The following is a 15,908-nucleotide window of genomic DNA, read 5'->3' on the forward strand; positions in this document are numbered from 1 at the left end:
AAACCAAAACCGAAAAGCCCCGAATATGTTTAAGTGAATACAAAACTTAAACTGATGACATCTCCTAAATCTCTTACTAAAACACGCTGGGTTATTGATGCCAATCGTGTAGTTGTATATCCCCATCGGATATCTTACCTGCTTGGTATATTAGTGGCCCTTGTTTTTGCGTGCATTGTAGTGGCTTATTTAACATCTGTACATGGAGACACGTTTACAACCGTCTGCTTTTTTATTTTTCTGGTGGCGGTACCACTATGGTTTTTAGGGTATGGTAATACCTATGTGGAATTTGACGGTTCCAGGGGCACTACGCAAAGAAAACTCTTCGGGCTTATCCCGGTTAAAACCATGTACATGAACGATCTTCATGGCATCAATATAGTTACCCAGAACGGGGGCTATAAATACAAAATGTTTTCAAAAAAAGACAGGTATGGTAGAGGCGTCCTTGTTTCTTCGGGCTATCGAAAAAATACCGATGCTAATGCACAGGCCTTTGTAGATCAGGTAGTGCCGGTTATACATGGTTATTTGGATAAGTACGGTAGCGTAGCTGGTAGCGCGCCGCAGCCTATTACATCCTATAAGTATTACAACAACACGGGTGGTTCCTATACCGTAAAAAGCAAAAAGGTAGTGGTTATTATTTTTAGTCTTATATTTTTTGCTGTTGGTATTTATGCATGGGTAGCTCACTGGGCAGAAGATGTAAGCCCCACACAAAAAATATTGGTGGTTGTGATATGTTTGGGTTTGGGCCTGATAGTTCTTCAGGCTGCTTTTGTGAGCATAGTTTTTGATACAGCATCCCAAACCATTATAAAGACAGGCCCCCTGGGATGGGGTAACAAATCCATCCCATTTAGTGATTTTGCTGGTTTTCAAACCATACGTAAAAGCACTAACATGGTGTATACAGGTACAGAAGTGCATATGTATTACCGCTTGCCCAATTCCGAAAAAAATGGAACTATCCTGTTGCATACATTTAAATCGAGCGGAGAGATAGAGCGTTTTTTAGAAGAAACAAAGAGCGTCATGAAAATCTAGGGGAAACCATAACCGGTTAAAAACTTCCTTCTGCAAGCTTTCTGCTGGTAATCAGTCGTTAATAATACCAGAATTTTTTTTCATGCAATAGGAGTATTTAATGAAATTTAAATGCTTTATTAGCGTTATGTAACAAAAAAATTACATACTATGAAAAAAATACCCCTATTACTGCTCGTGGTGCTTCTTTGTGCCTGCAAAAAAAACAACCAGGAAATCGCCATCGACAAAAACAAAACCAACGCAAGCGTAAACATCGATTACAAGCAGGAAATGCGCAATTTTGTTATTGGGATAAGTAAGTACGCTAAAAGTACCAATCCCAAATTTGCCGTTATCCCGCAAAATGGCATTCCGTTAGTGACGGTAGATGGTGAGAGCACCAGTGCCCCAAGTACCGCGTACCTCAATGCCATTGATGGTAACGGACAGGAAGATCTGTACTATGGTTATGACAATGATGACCAGGCAACAGACTCGGCTGTAACCAACAATTTAAGGGGCTACCTTGATATTTCAAAAGCGAATGGCAAAAAGATCCTGGTTACGGATTATTGTTCAACGCCCTCAAACATGACCCGATCTTACCAGGTTAATTGGGCTAACGGGTATATTTCCTTCGCGGCCGATGAAAGAGACTTGAATAATATCCCGACTTTCCCCGCAAAGATCAATAACGAGAATGCTAATGTGATTACCTCGCTTAGCCAAGCCAAAAACTTCCTTTACCTCATCCTGCCCGAAAAGTTTAGTTCAAAGGCAGATTTTATTAAGGCGGTTACAGCTACAAATTATGATGCTTTGATCATGGATGCGTACTTCGAGAAAGTTGCCTTTACCAGCGCCGAAGTTAATGCCCTGAAAAAGAAAGCAAATGGCGGCAAGCGCATCGTTATTTCCTACATGTCAATCGGCGAAGCAGAGAATTACCGTTATTACTGGCAAAATACCTGGAAACCCGGTAACCCGGTTTGGCTGGATGCGGAGAATCCTAAATGGAAAGGAAATTATAAAGTAAAATACTGGAATAAGACCTGGCAAAACATTATTTACGGTAACGACAGTTCCTATCTAAAAAGGATATTGAATGCTGGTTTTGATGGTGTTTACCTCGATATCATTGATGCCTTTGAATATTACGAAGGTAACAAATAGTACCGAAGATTAGGTTAACCTGCTCACTCCATCTTTGGATGGATCGCCCTCTTTTCGCCTGCAATGGAAAGAGGGCTTTTTTATTGGCGGGCAATTGCGCTACTGTTGACCGTCTAAATGTAACACCATTATTTCCTAATTAACATATTATTTATATTTGAAGATGGAACTAAGTCAAACTAAATCACAAACTAAGAAGTCAATATATGTATACCTCTTACTAACTTTAGTCTTTAGCGCTGTTGTTTGGATATTGACTTTGCACCAGGGAACAGGCAGAATCGGCGGCCGTATATATGGATACGGTATTATGTGGTGCCCTGCCCTGGCAACTTACCTAACGTGTAAAATACTCAAACTCGATTTTACAGGCCTGGCTTGGCAATGGGGAAACCCGAAATATCAGGTTTGGGCTTATTTTGTGCCGCTGCTATACGCGGCAATCAGCTATGGCATTATCTGGATAATGGGATGGGGCGGATTTTATAATAAACAATTCATCAGAGAAGCCGCACAGTCCCTGGGATGGAGTAATCTTCCCGACGGCGTTTTCATTCCGTTGTTTTTCCTGGTGAACGGCGTCCTGGGTTTTTTTGCAAGCATGTCTACGGCATTGGGCGAGGAGATAGGATGGAGGGGCTTCCTGGTACCCCAACTCAGTAAAATTAGCGGCTTCACTGCTACCTCTTTAATAACCGGGATTATCTGGGCTGTATGGCATTTTCCTTTAATCATATGGGGAAGCTATAATGGCGGTACACCTTTCTGGTACAGCTTAACTTGCTTTACAGTAGCTATAGTAAGTATGAGTTTTATTTGCACCTGGTTCAGGCTAAAATCAAATAGCTTGTGGACCGGAGTTATGCTGCATGCCAGTCATAACCTTTTTGTTCAAAGTTTTTTTACCCCGATAACCGTTGCTAACGCGCAGACTAAGTATTTTGCCGACGAATTTGGGGCGGTTATAGCCGTTGTATCGGTTTGCTTTGCGATTTACTTTTGGACCAGGCGAAAGGAATTAAGCGTAGCGGGGTAAGTAAGCAGTTTCCCCACATACAAGACTTGCGCCAAAAATGTGTTTTTATTTACCCCAGGTATCCCATGCAGTCTTAGTAATTTGGGCTATAACGCCTTCCCGTTCTTCAGTATCTGCATAGGTATCTGCAATAAATATGGCTATCAACAGGTGTTTATTATTGGGCAGGGTAACAATGCCAACGTCATTAGTTGCGCGTGTAAGACCGTAATGAGTGCCGGATGAGCCTGGTTTATGGGCAACAACAGCCTGGGCCGGGAGCATGCCTTTTAAACGCTTTGCACCTGGTCCGGATTTGATCATAAGGTTCAGCAATAATTCATTATGCGAGCGGTTAAGCAGCAGGCCTGCATAAAATTTTTTTAATAAAAGTAGCATTGCTTCGGGTTTTACCCAGTTGCGGTATTGTACCCAATCATCAGATACCTGTACCATTTCGGTAGTGCTGATAGCTATATCCCGGATGCCAACGCCATGTATATACTGATTTATCTTTTGACAGCCACCCAAAATCCTGATGAGTACATCACAGGCGCTGCCATCACTGTCTGAAATATTATAACGCAAAAGCTCGAGTATAGAGAGGGTGACGCCATGGGGGTAATGATCGCGAATAGGGCTAACACCTACCGGGATAATTTCTGCCGGACTTACCTTTACCTTCTGGTTAAGGGATAGTCGGCCCAATTCTACCTGGTGCAATACCGCAATCGCGATGGGCAACTTATAAACGCTTTGCATCGGAAACTTATCGCCGGCATGATAATTCACTGTATCTCCGGTTTCAACAATCATGGCCGAAACGCCAACTTGTGCTTTAATGCCAGAGGCAATTTTAATAACTTGCTGCCGGATGGATTGAGGCTGGCTAAAAGTATAAAGCGGTAAGAAGAGCAGTAGATATAAAAAGCGTTTCATAATACAACCAATAAACAAATGTGCTGGTAAGCTAACAAATCTATTAAAAGTGAGATGATAATAAATCGCTTTTCTTTTTTTAAAGAGTCGCCAATAAAAACAACTTTCTTGTTTAAAAGTTTATAAAAAGTGTAATAAAAACAATCAATTCTAACAGAAATAACATTTATGGCGGTTTTTGCCATTATTGAGTAAAATACTTTGCATTTCGGTTTGAAAAGAAAAAAGCTGCGCTAACTTTACCTCTGTGCTTATTGTATTAATTACACCAATTTAATTGAATAATTAACAATCAGATATTATTAAAAATGTGATATTTACGTGCGGGATTTTTTTAACCGGTTTAATTAACAGTCAGCCGCACCTAAATAAAGTAAATCTATACTAATGAAGAACACGCCAACCAAGGTAAAAGTCCTCTCCATCGATATTGGTGGGTCACATATTAAAGCCACTATCCTGAACGAAAAGGGCGAATTGAAAATGGATTACGATAAAGTTGTAACCCCCGCGCCCGCCAGTCCCGAAAATTTAATAAAGGCCATCAAAACCCTGGTAAAGGATTTTCCGGCTTATGACTATATATCGGTAGGTTTTCCGGGATATGTAAAAAATGGTGTCATCAAAACTGCGCCTAATCTGAATACGAAATTGTGGACTGGTTTTGACCTGAGCAAAAACCTGGCTGAGGCATTAGGCAAACCCACCAAAGTAGTGAACGACGCGGATATGCAAGGCCTGGGCGTGGTTGATGGCAAGGGCCTGGAGATGGTGATAACCCTGGGAACCGGTTTTGGCACTGCTTTATTGATGGATGGCCATTTATTACCTCACTTAGAGTTGTCGCAATTGCCTATTAAAACCGATAGAAATTATGATGAATACATCGGCGAGAAAGCGCTGGAAAAACATGGCAAAGAAAGATGGAACAAGCGGATGGAGAAAGTTTTTGAGATTTTAAAAACTGTATTCAATTACGATACTTTATACATAGGCGGGGGTAACTCCGATAAGCTTACTTTTAAGCTGGATAAAAATATGAGAATAGTAACCAATGCCGATGGTATAAAAGGCGGCTCGAGGTTATGGCTGTCTGATGCAGAGAGCCGGATTACAAAAGCAACACCAACTAAATAAAATCATACACACCGAATTAACAATGGAAAATACGAAAGACATTGAAAAATTGGCGATAGATACCGTACGGGTATTATCGGCCGATGCAGTACAAAAAGCAAACTCTGGTCACCCAGGAACCGCGATGGCTCTTGCACCAATGGGGCACGTTTTATGGTCAAAATTTTTAAACTATAACCCTAAAAATCCTGATTGGGCAAACCGCGACAGGTTTATCCTTTCGGCAGGTCACGCCTGTATATTACAGTACAGCTTTTTGTATTTAACGGGATATGATTTAAGTTTAGATGATATCAAACAATTCCGCCAGCTCAACAGCAAAACCGCCGGTCACCCGGAATATGGTTTGGCTCCTGGTGTGGATGTTACAACCGGTCCGCTAGGCCAGGGTTTTGCCAATGGTGTAGGTTTTGCCATTGCGCAAAAACATTTGGCAGCACGCTACAACAAACCCGGTTTCGACCTTTTTAACTACAATATTTATGCAATCACCAGCGATGGCGACATGATGGAAGGTGTTACATCAGAAGCAGCATCACTGGCAGGTCATTTACAACTGGGTAATTTGATTTACCTGTATGATGATAACCATATCTCTATTGAAGGCAGTACCGATATTGCCTTTAACGAAGATGTAAGCGCTCGTTTCCGTGCTTACGGCTGGCAGGTACAGGAAGTATCAGACGTAAATGATACCCACGCTTTAGAGCTGGCTTTGATCAACGCTAAATCAGAAACACAAAAGCCATCATTGATCCGTGTTCGTTCATTGATCGCTTATGGCAGCCCTAATAAATCAGGTACTGCAGGTTCACACGGTTCGCCGCTGGGAGCCGATGAAATTAAGCTGGTTAAACAATTCTTTGGTTTCGACCCTGAAAAATCATTCAACGTACCTGCCGAAGTATTAAAATACTACCACGAAAAAGGTGCTAAAGGCGAAGGCAAAGAAGAAAAATGGAACAAATTATTTGCCGACTATAAAGCCAAATACCCAGAATTAGCAGCCGAGTACGAAGCCGCGTTTAAAGGCGAACTGCCAGCAGGCTGGAAAGATAAATTGCCGGTATTTAAAGGTTCTGACCCCAAAATGGCAACCCGTCAGGCATCTGGTAAAGTATTGAACGCTGTTGCCCCAAGCCTGCCCAACCTGATCGGTGGCGCGGCAGATCTGGCTCCATCAACAGAAACAAATTTAAAAGAATACACTTCATTTACTTCTGAAGACAGGCATGGCCGCAACTTTCACTTTGGTATTCGTGAGCATGCCATGGGTTCGGCCCTAAATGGTATGGCCTTAACTAAAGGTCTGCTGCCGTTTGGCGCTACCTTCCTGATGTTCTCTGAATACATGCGCCCACCTATCCGTTTGGCGGCCATTATGAAGATAAGCCCGATATTTGTTTATACCCATGATAGTATTGGTTTGGGCGAGGATGGTACTACACACCAGCCGGTGGAGCAATTAGCTTCCCTGCGCTCTATCCCTAACTTAACGGTTATTCGTCCGGCTGATGCCAACGAAAGTGCACATGCATGGCGCGTGGCTATCGAGAAAAAAGGTGGTCCGACTGTATTGGTATTCACCCGTCAGGCATTGCCTATCCTTGATCAGGATAAATATGGTAAAGCTGATGGTTTGGAAAAGGGAGCTTACATCGTATCAGAAGGCAGTAAAGGCCCTGATTTGATCCTGATTGCCACCGGCTCTGAAGTATCCTTAATCATGGAGGCCCAAACTAAGCTAGAAGCCGAAGGTATCTCTACCCGCGTGGTAAGTTTCCCATCATGGGAACTGTTCGAAAAACAGGATGCCGCTTACAAAGAAAAAGTATTACCGAAAGCAAGCCGCAAACGTTTAGCTGTAGAAATGGCATCCCCAATGGGCTGGCATAAATACACAACCGACGAAGGCGATATGTTAGGCATGACCACCTTTGGTGAGTCGGCTCCGGCAGAAGACCTGTACAAGCACTTTGGTTTTACAGTTGAAAACGTAGTGGCCCGCGCTAAGGCACTTTTATAAGATAGATTTGAGATGTTAGATATGAGATTTGAGACTTTTTTGAAGTCCGGATCTCATGTCTCAAATCTCATGTCTCACATCTAAAAAAATGGATTGGAATAGCAATTTAATCACAAACCTGGAATGGTCGTCGGAGATCACCCACATCAGCGGTAAGCAAAAGGTGGCTGATGAAATTGCCGCGAAGGTAAAGGATGGCGATATCCTGGGTGTAGGCTCGGGCTCAACCGCTTACCTGGCCCTCGTTGCTATTGCCAGGCGGATAAAGGAAGAAAAGCTCAATGTAAAGGCTATCCCTACCTCGCTGGAGCTATCCATGTTTTGCAGCAAGCTGGGCGTGCCTTTAACTACCCTGTATGAAAACAAACCCGATTGGCTGTTTGATGGTGCCGATGAGGTGGACCCCAACAACAGCCTGATCAAAGGTCGTGGCGGGGCTATGTTTAAGGAAAAACTGCTCATCAGCTCGAGCGTGGTAAGCTATATTATTGTTGACGATTCGAAAATGGTGCCTAAATTAGGCACGAATTTTCCCGTTCCGGTGGAGGTGTTTCCGCAAGCCTTGTTGTATGTAGAAAAAGAACTACAGCAATTAGGTGCCAACAACATCCTGCTGCGCCCGGCAAAGGGTAAAGACGGACCGGTAATTACCGAGAACGGCAACATGATACTGGATTGCAAATTTGATGAGATAGGCAGCACCATGGAGCGGGATATCAAATCCATCACAGGCGTTATTGAAAGCGGGCTTTTTATAGGCTACAACCTGCAAATTTTGATGGCATCGAATACGTAAAAGCCCCATCCAAACCCTCCCCGGAAGGGAGGGCTTTATATATGTTTTTAAAAGTCTCCCCTGCCGGGGGAGATTTAGAGGGGGCTGGCTAAATGATACTCAGGTTACCTGATTTACAATATAAATTAGGAACTTTAACCTACAATACAAATGCAGGCGGTTTAGGAGGTAAAATCGCCATCTGCACAATAAATACATCTACCTCGGTAATTAAATTTTGAACTTTAAAACAACCTAATAAAATGGCAACTAGTAATGTAAAGCAAATACATAGTTTCGGACAAAGCATCTGGCTTGATTTTATTGATCGGGAGATCATGGCATCCGGAAAGTTAAAAAAACTGATCGACGAAGATGGTGTTAGAGGCGTAACCTCCAACCCGGCCATTTTTGAAAAAGCCATCACCAGCAGCGCTGATTATGATAACGATATTGTAGAACTGTCAAAAACTACGGATGACAATGAGGCTTTGTTTTTTGGTCTTGCCGTAAAAGACATTCAACAGGCAACCGATTTGTTTAAAGGCATCTATACCGAATCAAACAAAGTTGATGGTTATGTAAGTTTAGAAGTTTCTCCGTTTTTAGCTTTGGATACCGCAGGTACCGCCAAACAAGCCGAAGAACTTTGGAAAAAAGTTGACCGTAATAACGTGATGATCAAAATTCCGGGTACACAACCTGGTTTAGCCGCTATCAGGCAGTCAATAGCTAAAGGTATCAACATCAACGTAACCTTATTATTTGGTTTGGAGCGTTATGAAGCCGTTACCGAAGCCTACATTTCAGGTTTAGAGGATCACCTGGCCGCAGGTCATGAGATTGCTCATATTGCATCAGTAGCCAGTTTCTTCCTGAGCCGTATCGATGTTATCGTTGATCCGCTGTTGGAAGCTAAAGGCGAAAAAGACCTGGTTGGTGAAGTAGCTATCGCATCTGCTAAAAAAGCATACGAAATTTACAAAAGAGTGTTCAGTACCGAAAGATGGAAAAAACTGGAAGCCAAAGGCGCTCAGCCGCAACGTTTGCTTTGGGCAAGTACCGGCAGCAAAAACCCAGCTTTCAAAGACACCAAATATGTGGAGGCCCTGATTGGTCCGGATACTGTGGATACCGTTCCTTTGGAAACTGTTGATGCTTTCCGCGATCATGGTATTGCAGCAAACACACTGGAAGGTGGTTTGGATAAAGCAACCGCTACTTTAGCAAAACTAAAAGATTTGGGAATTGATCTGGACGCCATCACCCAGCAATTGGAAGACGAAGGCATCGAGAAATTCAACAAGCCATTTGAAAAATTATTGAACGCTATCGAGGAGCAAAAAAAGAAGCAATTAAGCTAATTGCACCATGGAAGCAGCAAATATTAAAATCCTCTTTTTTGACGTTGGTGGCATTTTGCTCACCAACGGCTGGGGGCGCGATTCGCGTAAGCTGGCCTGCGAAAAATTCGGGCTCGATCATGCCGAGGTAAATGAGCTGCATAACTTCATTTTCAACGTATATGAAATTGGAAGTATCACGCTTGACCAATACCTGGACACGGTAGTTTTTAACCATCCTCGCGATTTTGTACGCGAGGACTTTAAAGAGTTCATGTTTTCCCAGTCGGTTGAACTGGGCGAAACACTGGCCTGGCTGAAGGAGTGGAAGAAAGACTGCGGTTTCCGCATTATTTCGCTTAATAACGAAGGCAAGGAGCTGAACGATTACCGGGTTAAAAAGTTTAAACTACATGATTGCTTTGATGCTTTTGTATCATCGTGCGAAGTTAAAATGCGCAAGCCCGATCCGGGTATCTGGCAGCTGGCCATGGGTATTGCCCAGGTTTCGCCGCAGCAATGCGTGTATTTTGACGATCGTATCATGTTTGTGAACACGGCCCAGAAACTGGGTATCCGGGCATTTCAGCATACTGATTTCGAGACCACCAAAAAAATATTAGAAGATCTAAAGAAAGAAAACGGAACTCATTAAGTCATTGGGTCATTCAGTCATTGATAAATTTAATGACTGAATGACTTAATGACCCAATGAAACCTAAAAATTAAAAGATAAGATGAGCGCAACAAACAATAAATATGCTTTCGGTATGATAGGCCTGGGTGTTATGGGCCGCAGCTTGCTGCTGAACATGGCCGACCATGGTTTTGCAGTAGCCGGGCATGATAAAGATACCACCAAAGTAGCATCGCTGAACGAAGAAGCCGGCGATAAAGATGTAAAAGGCTTTGGCGATGTAAAGGAATTCATCCAAAGTTTAACCACCCCGCGTGCCATCATGATGCTGGTACCGGCCGGTAAAATTGTGGATAGCGTAATTGAAGAATTAACTCCGCTATTGGAAAAAGGCGATATATTGATTGATGGCGGTAACTCGCACTTTACCGATACCAACCGCCGTGTAGAAGAACTGGAAGCCATTGGCCTGCATTTCTTTGGCATGGGTGTTTCTGGTGGCGAAGAAGGCGCACGCCGCGGCCCAAGCATGATGCCGGGTGGCGATAAAGATGCCTATAACGTCATGAAGCCTATTTTTGAGGCCATTGCAGCCAAAGTTGATGGAGTACCTTGCGTAACCTATATTGGTCCGGGTGCATCTGGTCACTTTGTAAAAATGGTACACAACGGTATCGAGTACGGTATTATGCAGCTGATTGCTGAAACCTACGAGATCCTGAAAAAGGGCTTAAAACTGGATAACGACGAGATCGGTAAAATTTTTGCCGAGTGGAACGAAGGCCGTCTGCAATCGTTCCTGTTGGATATCACCAAGGATATTTTCAAATTCAAAGCACCTGGTACTGATCATTTATTGTTAGATGATATTAAGGATGAAGCCCGTGCCAAAGGTACCGGTAAATGGACATCACAAGTGGCCATGGACCTGCAGGCTCCTATCCCAACCGTAGATACCGCGGTATCTATGCGCGATCTGTCGAAATACAAACAACTGCGCGAAAAAGCGGCTGCATTGTACGCCAAAGATCCAATTGTACTGGATGTGGATAAAGCCGAGCTGATAGCAGCTTTAGAGCAGGCATTCTACTTCACCATGATCATCAGCTACGCGCAAGGCATGCATTTGTTGTCAAACGCGTCGGCAGAGTATAAATATGATCTGCACCTGGGCGAAATTGCCAAGATTTGGAGAGGCGGCTGTATCATCCGTTCAAAATTCCTGAACGATATATTTAAAGCTTACGAAAAAGATGCCAACCTGGAACACCTGCTGCTGGATTCTAATGTACAAGCCATAGTGGAAAGCGTGGTACCGGGCATCAGAAAAGTATTATCAAAAACTATTGCTGCCGGAGTAGCTGCACCAGCCTACGCCGCATCATTAAGTTATTTTGATGCTTTCCGCAGTGCAAGGATGCCATCAAACCTGATCCAGGCTCAGCGCGACTATTTTGGTGCGCACACTTATGAGCTGATCGGCAAAGAAGGAACATTCCATACACAATGGGCAGCGGAGTAGTTTAGGGTCGGGTTGCGGGATCCCCGGTTCGGGGAATAGAATGTATGAAACCCGACAACAGAAATCCCGCAAAACACAGGATACACAAACCTCGCAACACGCAACAGAAACAAAATGAGCACACAAACTAAATCAGATCCTACTATATTCGTCATTTTTGGTGGCACTGGGGATTTAAATTCACGGAAAATTGCACCGGCCCTGTATAATCTATATTTAGATGGATGGCTGCCGAAACAATATTCCATTATAGGAACCGGTCGTACCAAACTTACCGACGATCAGTTCAGGGAGAATTTACATAACGATATCAACCAGTTTTCGCGCAGCGGTAAAGTTGACGAGAAAAAATGGGCCGATTTTGTAAAAAATATCTATTACCAGGTATCGGATGCTAACGACTTTGAAACTTACAAAGAGTTTGGCAAACGTATCGAGAAACATAACGCGGAATGGAAAGCTAAAGCCAATGTTATATTTTACCTGGCTGTAGCGCCAAACTTCTTCCCGATCATCGCGTCGAATATATCAAAAGCCAAACTGGCCGATGATAAAAAACGCGTACGAATCATCATCGAGAAACCATTTGGTCATGATCTGGAAACCGCCAAAGAGCTAAACAAGCTATTGTCGGGGATTTTTGATGAATCACAGATCTACCGTATCGACCATTACCTGGGTAAAGAAACCGTTCAGAACATTATGGCTTTCCGCTTTGCCAACTCCATCATGGAGCCGCTATGGAACCGTAACTATATTGAGCACGTACAAATCTCGGTTACCGAGCAACTGGGCGTGGAAGAACGCGGTGACTACTATGACGGATCTGGCGCTATGCGCGATATGATCCAAAACCACCTGTTGCAATTACTTTGCCACGTAGCTATGGAGCCACCGGTAAGCTTTAATGCCGACGAAGTGCGCGACCGTAAGGTTGACGTACTGAAGGCTATGCGCAGGTTTGGTCCAGAGGATGTGCGTAATTCGGCTGTTAGAGGCCAGTACGGCAGCGGCTGGATGAAAGGTAAAGAAGTTCCCGGCTACCGCGAAGAACCAAAAGTTAACCCGGAATCAAACACCGAAACTTTTGCCGCTATCAAATTCTTTATTGATAACTGGCGCTGGCAGGGTGTGCCGTTTTATCTGCGTACAGGTAAACGCATGCACCAGTCGTCATCGGTTATTACCATCCAGTTTAAGGATGTACCTCACCTGATATTCCCAACTGAGGCCGCCGAAAGCTGGCAGCAAAACAGGCTCATCATCAGCATACAGCCAGAAATGAGCATCCGTTTACAGGTACAGGCTAAACGCCCGGGTATTGATATGGTGCTGAACGCTGTAGACATGGTGTTTGACTATAAAGGTACCTACACCAACCAGGCGCCCGAAGCTTATGAAACACTGATACTGGATACCATGCTGGGTGATCAAACCCTGTTTATGCGTGGCGACCAGGTAGAGGCTGCTTGGGAACTGGTTATGCCTATCCTGAGCACCTGGCAAAACAAAAAGAGCCTGAATTTCCCTAACTATTCTGCCGATTCATGGGGACCGGAAGCCGCCGAAGCATTAATTGCCCGCGACGGTTTTACCTGGTTCACCCTGCCGGTAAATGGGAAAAAATAATAATGATTCGGGTTCGGGTTGCGAGGTTCGGGTTGCGGAAAGATAGATTTTCTATCGGGCACCTCGAACCTCGCAACCCGAACCTCAAATTGAGAATAGCACATGAAATTGAATATTTCTAATACTGCCGATGAGGTACTAACCGGGTTGGCAGATTATTTTGTTAAGATAGGTAACGAATCCATCACCGCGAGGGGTAAGTTTACGGTAGCCTTATCGGGCGGTAGCTCACCAAAAAAATTGTACGAGCTGCTGGCATCTACCTCTTACGCCGACCAGCTGGACTGGGAAAAAGTGTTTTTCTTTTTTGGCGATGAGCGTAACGTACCGCAGGATCATCAAGACAGCAATTACCTGATGGCTAAAAAGGCCTTGTTTGAGCCTCTGCTGATTAGTCCGGCCAATGTGTATGCTGTTGATACCACTTTTGAACCCGCAGAAGCAGCGGCCAAATACTGGACCCTGATCAGCACATTTTTTGACGAGGATGAGCCAAACTTTGACCTCATATTACTGGGCCTGGGTGATAATTCGCACACCGCCTCGTTATTTCCGCATACACCGGTATTGCATGATACCAAACCGGGCGTAAAAGAAGTTTGGCTGGAAGATCAGCAGGTATGGCGCATTACACTGAACGCTCCCCTGATCAACGAAGGCCGTTACATCGCGTTCCTGGTTTATGGTGAGGGTAAAGCTATCGCCGTACATCATGTACTGGAAGATGACGAGGATATTGAAGAATATCCGGCCCAATTGATCGATTCCATCGCCGGCGAAACACTATGGTTTTTAGACGAAGCAGCCGCCGCTGATCTGGAAGAATAGGAGTAAATTATTCTGAACCATAATTTTTAGGATTTTACTTATAAAAAATAACGTAGAGACACCTTATTACAGGTGTCTCTTTTTTTGTGCGATAATAGTAAGCTTGTCATCCTGAACGCAGTGAAGGATCTTCTTCGCTGTGTATATCGCCGTCTTGTCACCTCAAGAAAATCCTTTGTTCCTCGGGATGACAATTCTTATTGTTTATTTTCATCTACTTGCACTCGTTGTAAATGAGCGCAAGATTGAACGAAGCAGTAAAAAGAAGCAACGGCCCTGTGCGATTCCTTCCCTCGGGAAGGGGTGGAAGGGGTTTCGCAAACCAATAAAACCTCCAACATACCGTTTGGCCGGTTTGTGATTTTGAAGATATCCTGACCCTTTTCCAAGCTCATCAAAAAGTAGTTAAAACAGTGTTAAAATTTGTTAAAAAGTGTTAAAATGGCCTTTTTTTGAATAAATATTGATGATAAACCTGGCCAAAAAGCGTTGGAATTTGTTAAAATTTGTTAAAATACAAGGTCAAAATGACCTTTTGCAGACAATGATGATTTGTGCCTGTGTTTGAATTTTGTAACTTTGGGTATGGCAACAGAAACACTCGAAGAGTTTTACAAGAATAAATTTGACTGGCTGCCCGATAACCTGCAGCAGAACATCGGTCACTTTAACGTTTTCAGGATTGAGGACTGTATTGGCCCCAACGCCAAGCCGGTTACCTACAGCCGCAGGAGCTTTTATAAGGTTAGTTTGATGCGTGGTGATAACATTATTCACTATGCCGATAAAAGCATTACACTGTCGGGTACTTCGCTGATGTTTTTTAGTCCGCATGTGCCTTATACCTTTGAGCATATGTCTGATGACCGCACAGGTTTCTTCTGTATTTTTACCGAAGCTTTCTTTACCGAGCGTTTTCGGGGAGGCTTAAGCGAGTTGCCCATGTTTGCCCTGGGCGCCAAGCCGGTATATGCCTTGAATGATGATCAGGACCGCTATGTGACCGGGTTGTTTACCAAAATGCTGGATGAAATAAGCTCGGATTATGATTTTAAGTATGATCTGATCCGCAATTACGTGACAGAAATGGCCTACTATGCCCTTAAAACGCAGCCATCAGAAAATGTATATAAACACGCCGATGCCAAAAGCCGTATAACTTCGGTGTTTACTGAGTTATTGGAGCGCCAGTTTCCGATAGAGAACCCGGCACAGCGGTTTTCTCTGCGCTCGGCCAATGATTTTGCCCAACAACTCTCCGTGCACGTAAATCACCTGAACCGTGCCATTCGCGAAACCACTGGCAGAACTACTACTGATCATATTGCCGATCGTTTGCTGAGCGAAGCCAAATCGCTTCTCAAGCACACTGACTGGAACATATCAGAAATAGGCTATTGCTTGGGTTTTGAGGAACCAACGCATTTCAATAACTTTTTTAAGAAACAAACTCAGCTTACCCCATCGTCGTTCAGGAATGTTTAAAGCTTACTTTTGTCATCCTGAGAATTAAAATCCGGGGCCTCTGTAGGTTGCAATGACAGCTGGATTTAAGGATTTATTGGTTTAGAAGAATTATTTTTGGGAGTCGCGCAGTGTGGCCGGCTGAGTTATAGTGCTTATTGCCTGTTACTGAGTATGGTTCCGGAGTAAGAGTCTGAAGGTATGGTACGATCCTTTAAAAGAGGGTTTGTCCGATGGGTAGTCTGTCTTTTATTTATACTCCTCCGGGCGCGGCTTAAAGAGAAACCAAATGGAAAAGATGCGTTATCATGCAGCCGGGATAGATATCGGCTCGCGTAAAGTATTTGTCGGACTAGAAGCTCAGCCTGTCCGCTCGTTCGAGACC

13 protein-coding genes are annotated in these 15,908 nt (G+C 43.8%); 12 read left to right on the forward strand and 1 reads right to left on the reverse strand.

Features of this window, described 5'->3' with window-relative positions; all coding sequences use genetic code 11:
* Nucleotides 1-54: 54 nt before the first annotated feature.
* The 3 genes from BW976_RS26665 (at nucleotide 55) to BW976_RS26675 (ending at nucleotide 3,244) form a co-directional block, all read left to right on the forward strand.
* Nucleotides 55-1,053: a hypothetical protein gene (locus tag BW976_RS26665; RefSeq protein WP_076378341.1), complete on the forward strand. Its 999-nt coding sequence runs from the start codon at nucleotides 55-57 to the stop codon at nucleotides 1,051-1,053.
* A gap of 150 nt (nucleotides 1,054-1,203) precedes the next feature.
* Nucleotides 1,204-2,208 (forward strand): endo alpha-1,4 polygalactosaminidase, encoded by a 1,005-nt coding sequence (locus tag BW976_RS26670; RefSeq protein ID WP_076378343.1) that lies wholly within the window; start codon nucleotides 1,204-1,206, stop codon nucleotides 2,206-2,208.
* A 163-nt stretch (nucleotides 2,209-2,371) separates the two neighbouring features.
* Nucleotides 2,372-3,244, forward strand: coding sequence for a CPBP family intramembrane glutamic endopeptidase (locus tag BW976_RS26675; protein WP_076378345.1), 873 nt, complete (start codon nucleotides 2,372-2,374; stop codon nucleotides 3,242-3,244).
* A 45-nt stretch (nucleotides 3,245-3,289) separates the two neighbouring features.
* Here BW976_RS26675 and bla read toward each other — a convergent pair whose 3' ends face one another.
* Nucleotides 3,290-4,162, reverse strand: coding sequence for a class A beta-lactamase (gene bla, locus BW976_RS26680; RefSeq protein ID WP_076378347.1), 873 nt, complete (start codon nucleotides 4,160-4,162; stop codon nucleotides 3,290-3,292).
* Between the two features lie 387 nt (nucleotides 4,163-4,549).
* On the opposite strand from bla, the gene BW976_RS26690 reads away from it, so the two are divergent.
* The 9 genes from BW976_RS26690 (at nucleotide 4,550) to BW976_RS26730 (ending at nucleotide 15,544) form a co-directional block, all read left to right on the forward strand.
* A complete protein-coding gene (locus tag BW976_RS26690; protein ID WP_076378351.1) occupies nucleotides 4,550-5,299 on the forward strand; it encodes an ROK family protein in 750 nt (249 codons plus the stop codon).
* Nucleotides 5,300-5,321: 22 nt separating this feature from the next.
* Entirely contained in the window at nucleotides 5,322-7,325 is a 2,004-nt protein-coding gene (gene tkt / locus BW976_RS26695; RefSeq protein WP_076378353.1) for a transketolase, read from the forward strand.
* Between the two features lie 88 nt (nucleotides 7,326-7,413).
* Nucleotides 7,414-8,121 carry a ribose 5-phosphate isomerase A gene (gene rpiA / locus BW976_RS26700; RefSeq protein ID WP_076378355.1) on the forward strand — a complete coding sequence of 236 codons (708 nt, stop codon included), beginning with the start codon at nucleotides 7,414-7,416 and terminating at the stop codon, nucleotides 8,119-8,121.
* A gap of 242 nt (nucleotides 8,122-8,363) precedes the next feature.
* Entirely contained in the window at nucleotides 8,364-9,464 is a 1,101-nt protein-coding gene (gene tal / locus BW976_RS26705; RefSeq protein ID WP_076378357.1) for a transaldolase, read from the forward strand.
* Nucleotides 9,465-9,471: 7 nt separating this feature from the next.
* Complete coding sequence (locus tag BW976_RS26710) at nucleotides 9,472-10,098, forward strand: HAD family hydrolase (RefSeq protein WP_076378359.1); 627 nt, start codon at nucleotides 9,472-9,474, stop codon at nucleotides 10,096-10,098.
* A gap of 82 nt (nucleotides 10,099-10,180) precedes the next feature.
* Nucleotides 10,181-11,602 carry an NADP-dependent phosphogluconate dehydrogenase gene (gene gndA, locus BW976_RS26715; protein WP_076378361.1) on the forward strand — a complete coding sequence of 474 codons (1,422 nt, stop codon included), beginning with the start codon at nucleotides 10,181-10,183 and terminating at the stop codon, nucleotides 11,600-11,602.
* A gap of 114 nt (nucleotides 11,603-11,716) precedes the next feature.
* Nucleotides 11,717-13,231 carry a glucose-6-phosphate dehydrogenase gene (gene zwf / locus BW976_RS26720; RefSeq protein ID WP_076378363.1) on the forward strand — a complete coding sequence of 505 codons (1,515 nt, stop codon included), beginning with the start codon at nucleotides 11,717-11,719 and terminating at the stop codon, nucleotides 13,229-13,231.
* A 102-nt stretch (nucleotides 13,232-13,333) separates the two neighbouring features.
* A complete protein-coding gene (pgl, locus tag BW976_RS26725; protein ID WP_076378365.1) occupies nucleotides 13,334-14,059 on the forward strand; it encodes a 6-phosphogluconolactonase in 726 nt (241 codons plus the stop codon).
* A 585-nt stretch (nucleotides 14,060-14,644) separates the two neighbouring features.
* Nucleotides 14,645-15,544: a helix-turn-helix domain-containing protein gene (locus BW976_RS26730; RefSeq protein WP_076378377.1), complete on the forward strand. Its 900-nt coding sequence runs from the start codon at nucleotides 14,645-14,647 to the stop codon at nucleotides 15,542-15,544.
* Nucleotides 15,545-15,908: the final 364 nt, after the last annotated feature.

It is taken from the genome of Mucilaginibacter lappiensis, assembly GCF_900155965.1.
In the GTDB taxonomy this organism is placed as follows: Bacteria; Bacteroidota; Bacteroidia; order Sphingobacteriales; family Sphingobacteriaceae; genus Mucilaginibacter; species Mucilaginibacter lappiensis.

Bases quoted from the DNA above. Each gene is read 5' to 3' on its own strand.
- gndA (WP_076378361.1), top strand. From the start codon at position 10,181: ATGAGCGCAACAAACAATAAATATGCTTTCGGTATGATAGGCCTGGGT.
- BW976_RS26730 (WP_076378377.1), top strand. From the start codon at position 14,645: ATGGCAACAGAAACACTCGAAGAGTTTTACAAGAATAAATTTGACTGG.
- rpiA (WP_076378355.1), top strand. From the start codon at position 7,414: ATGGATTGGAATAGCAATTTAATCACAAACCTGGAATGGTCGTCGGAG.
- BW976_RS26670 (WP_076378343.1), top strand. From the start codon at position 1,204: ATGAAAAAAATACCCCTATTACTGCTCGTGGTGCTTCTTTGTGCCTGC.
- BW976_RS26690 (WP_076378351.1), top strand. From the start codon at position 4,550: ATGAAGAACACGCCAACCAAGGTAAAAGTCCTCTCCATCGATATTGGT.
- tal (WP_076378357.1), top strand. From the start codon at position 8,364: ATGGCAACTAGTAATGTAAAGCAAATACATAGTTTCGGACAAAGCATC.
- BW976_RS26675 (WP_076378345.1), top strand. From the start codon at position 2,372: ATGGAACTAAGTCAAACTAAATCACAAACTAAGAAGTCAATATATGTA.
- pgl (WP_076378365.1), top strand. From the start codon at position 13,334: ATGAAATTGAATATTTCTAATACTGCCGATGAGGTACTAACCGGGTTG.
- BW976_RS26665 (WP_076378341.1), top strand. From the start codon at position 55: ATGACATCTCCTAAATCTCTTACTAAAACACGCTGGGTTATTGATGCC.
- BW976_RS26710 (WP_076378359.1), top strand. From the start codon at position 9,472: ATGGAAGCAGCAAATATTAAAATCCTCTTTTTTGACGTTGGTGGCATT.
- bla (WP_076378347.1), bottom strand. From the start codon at position 4,162: ATGAAACGCTTTTTATATCTACTGCTCTTCTTACCGCTTTATACTTTT.
- tkt (WP_076378353.1), top strand. From the start codon at position 5,322: ATGGAAAATACGAAAGACATTGAAAAATTGGCGATAGATACCGTACGG.
- zwf (WP_076378363.1), top strand. From the start codon at position 11,717: ATGAGCACACAAACTAAATCAGATCCTACTATATTCGTCATTTTTGGT.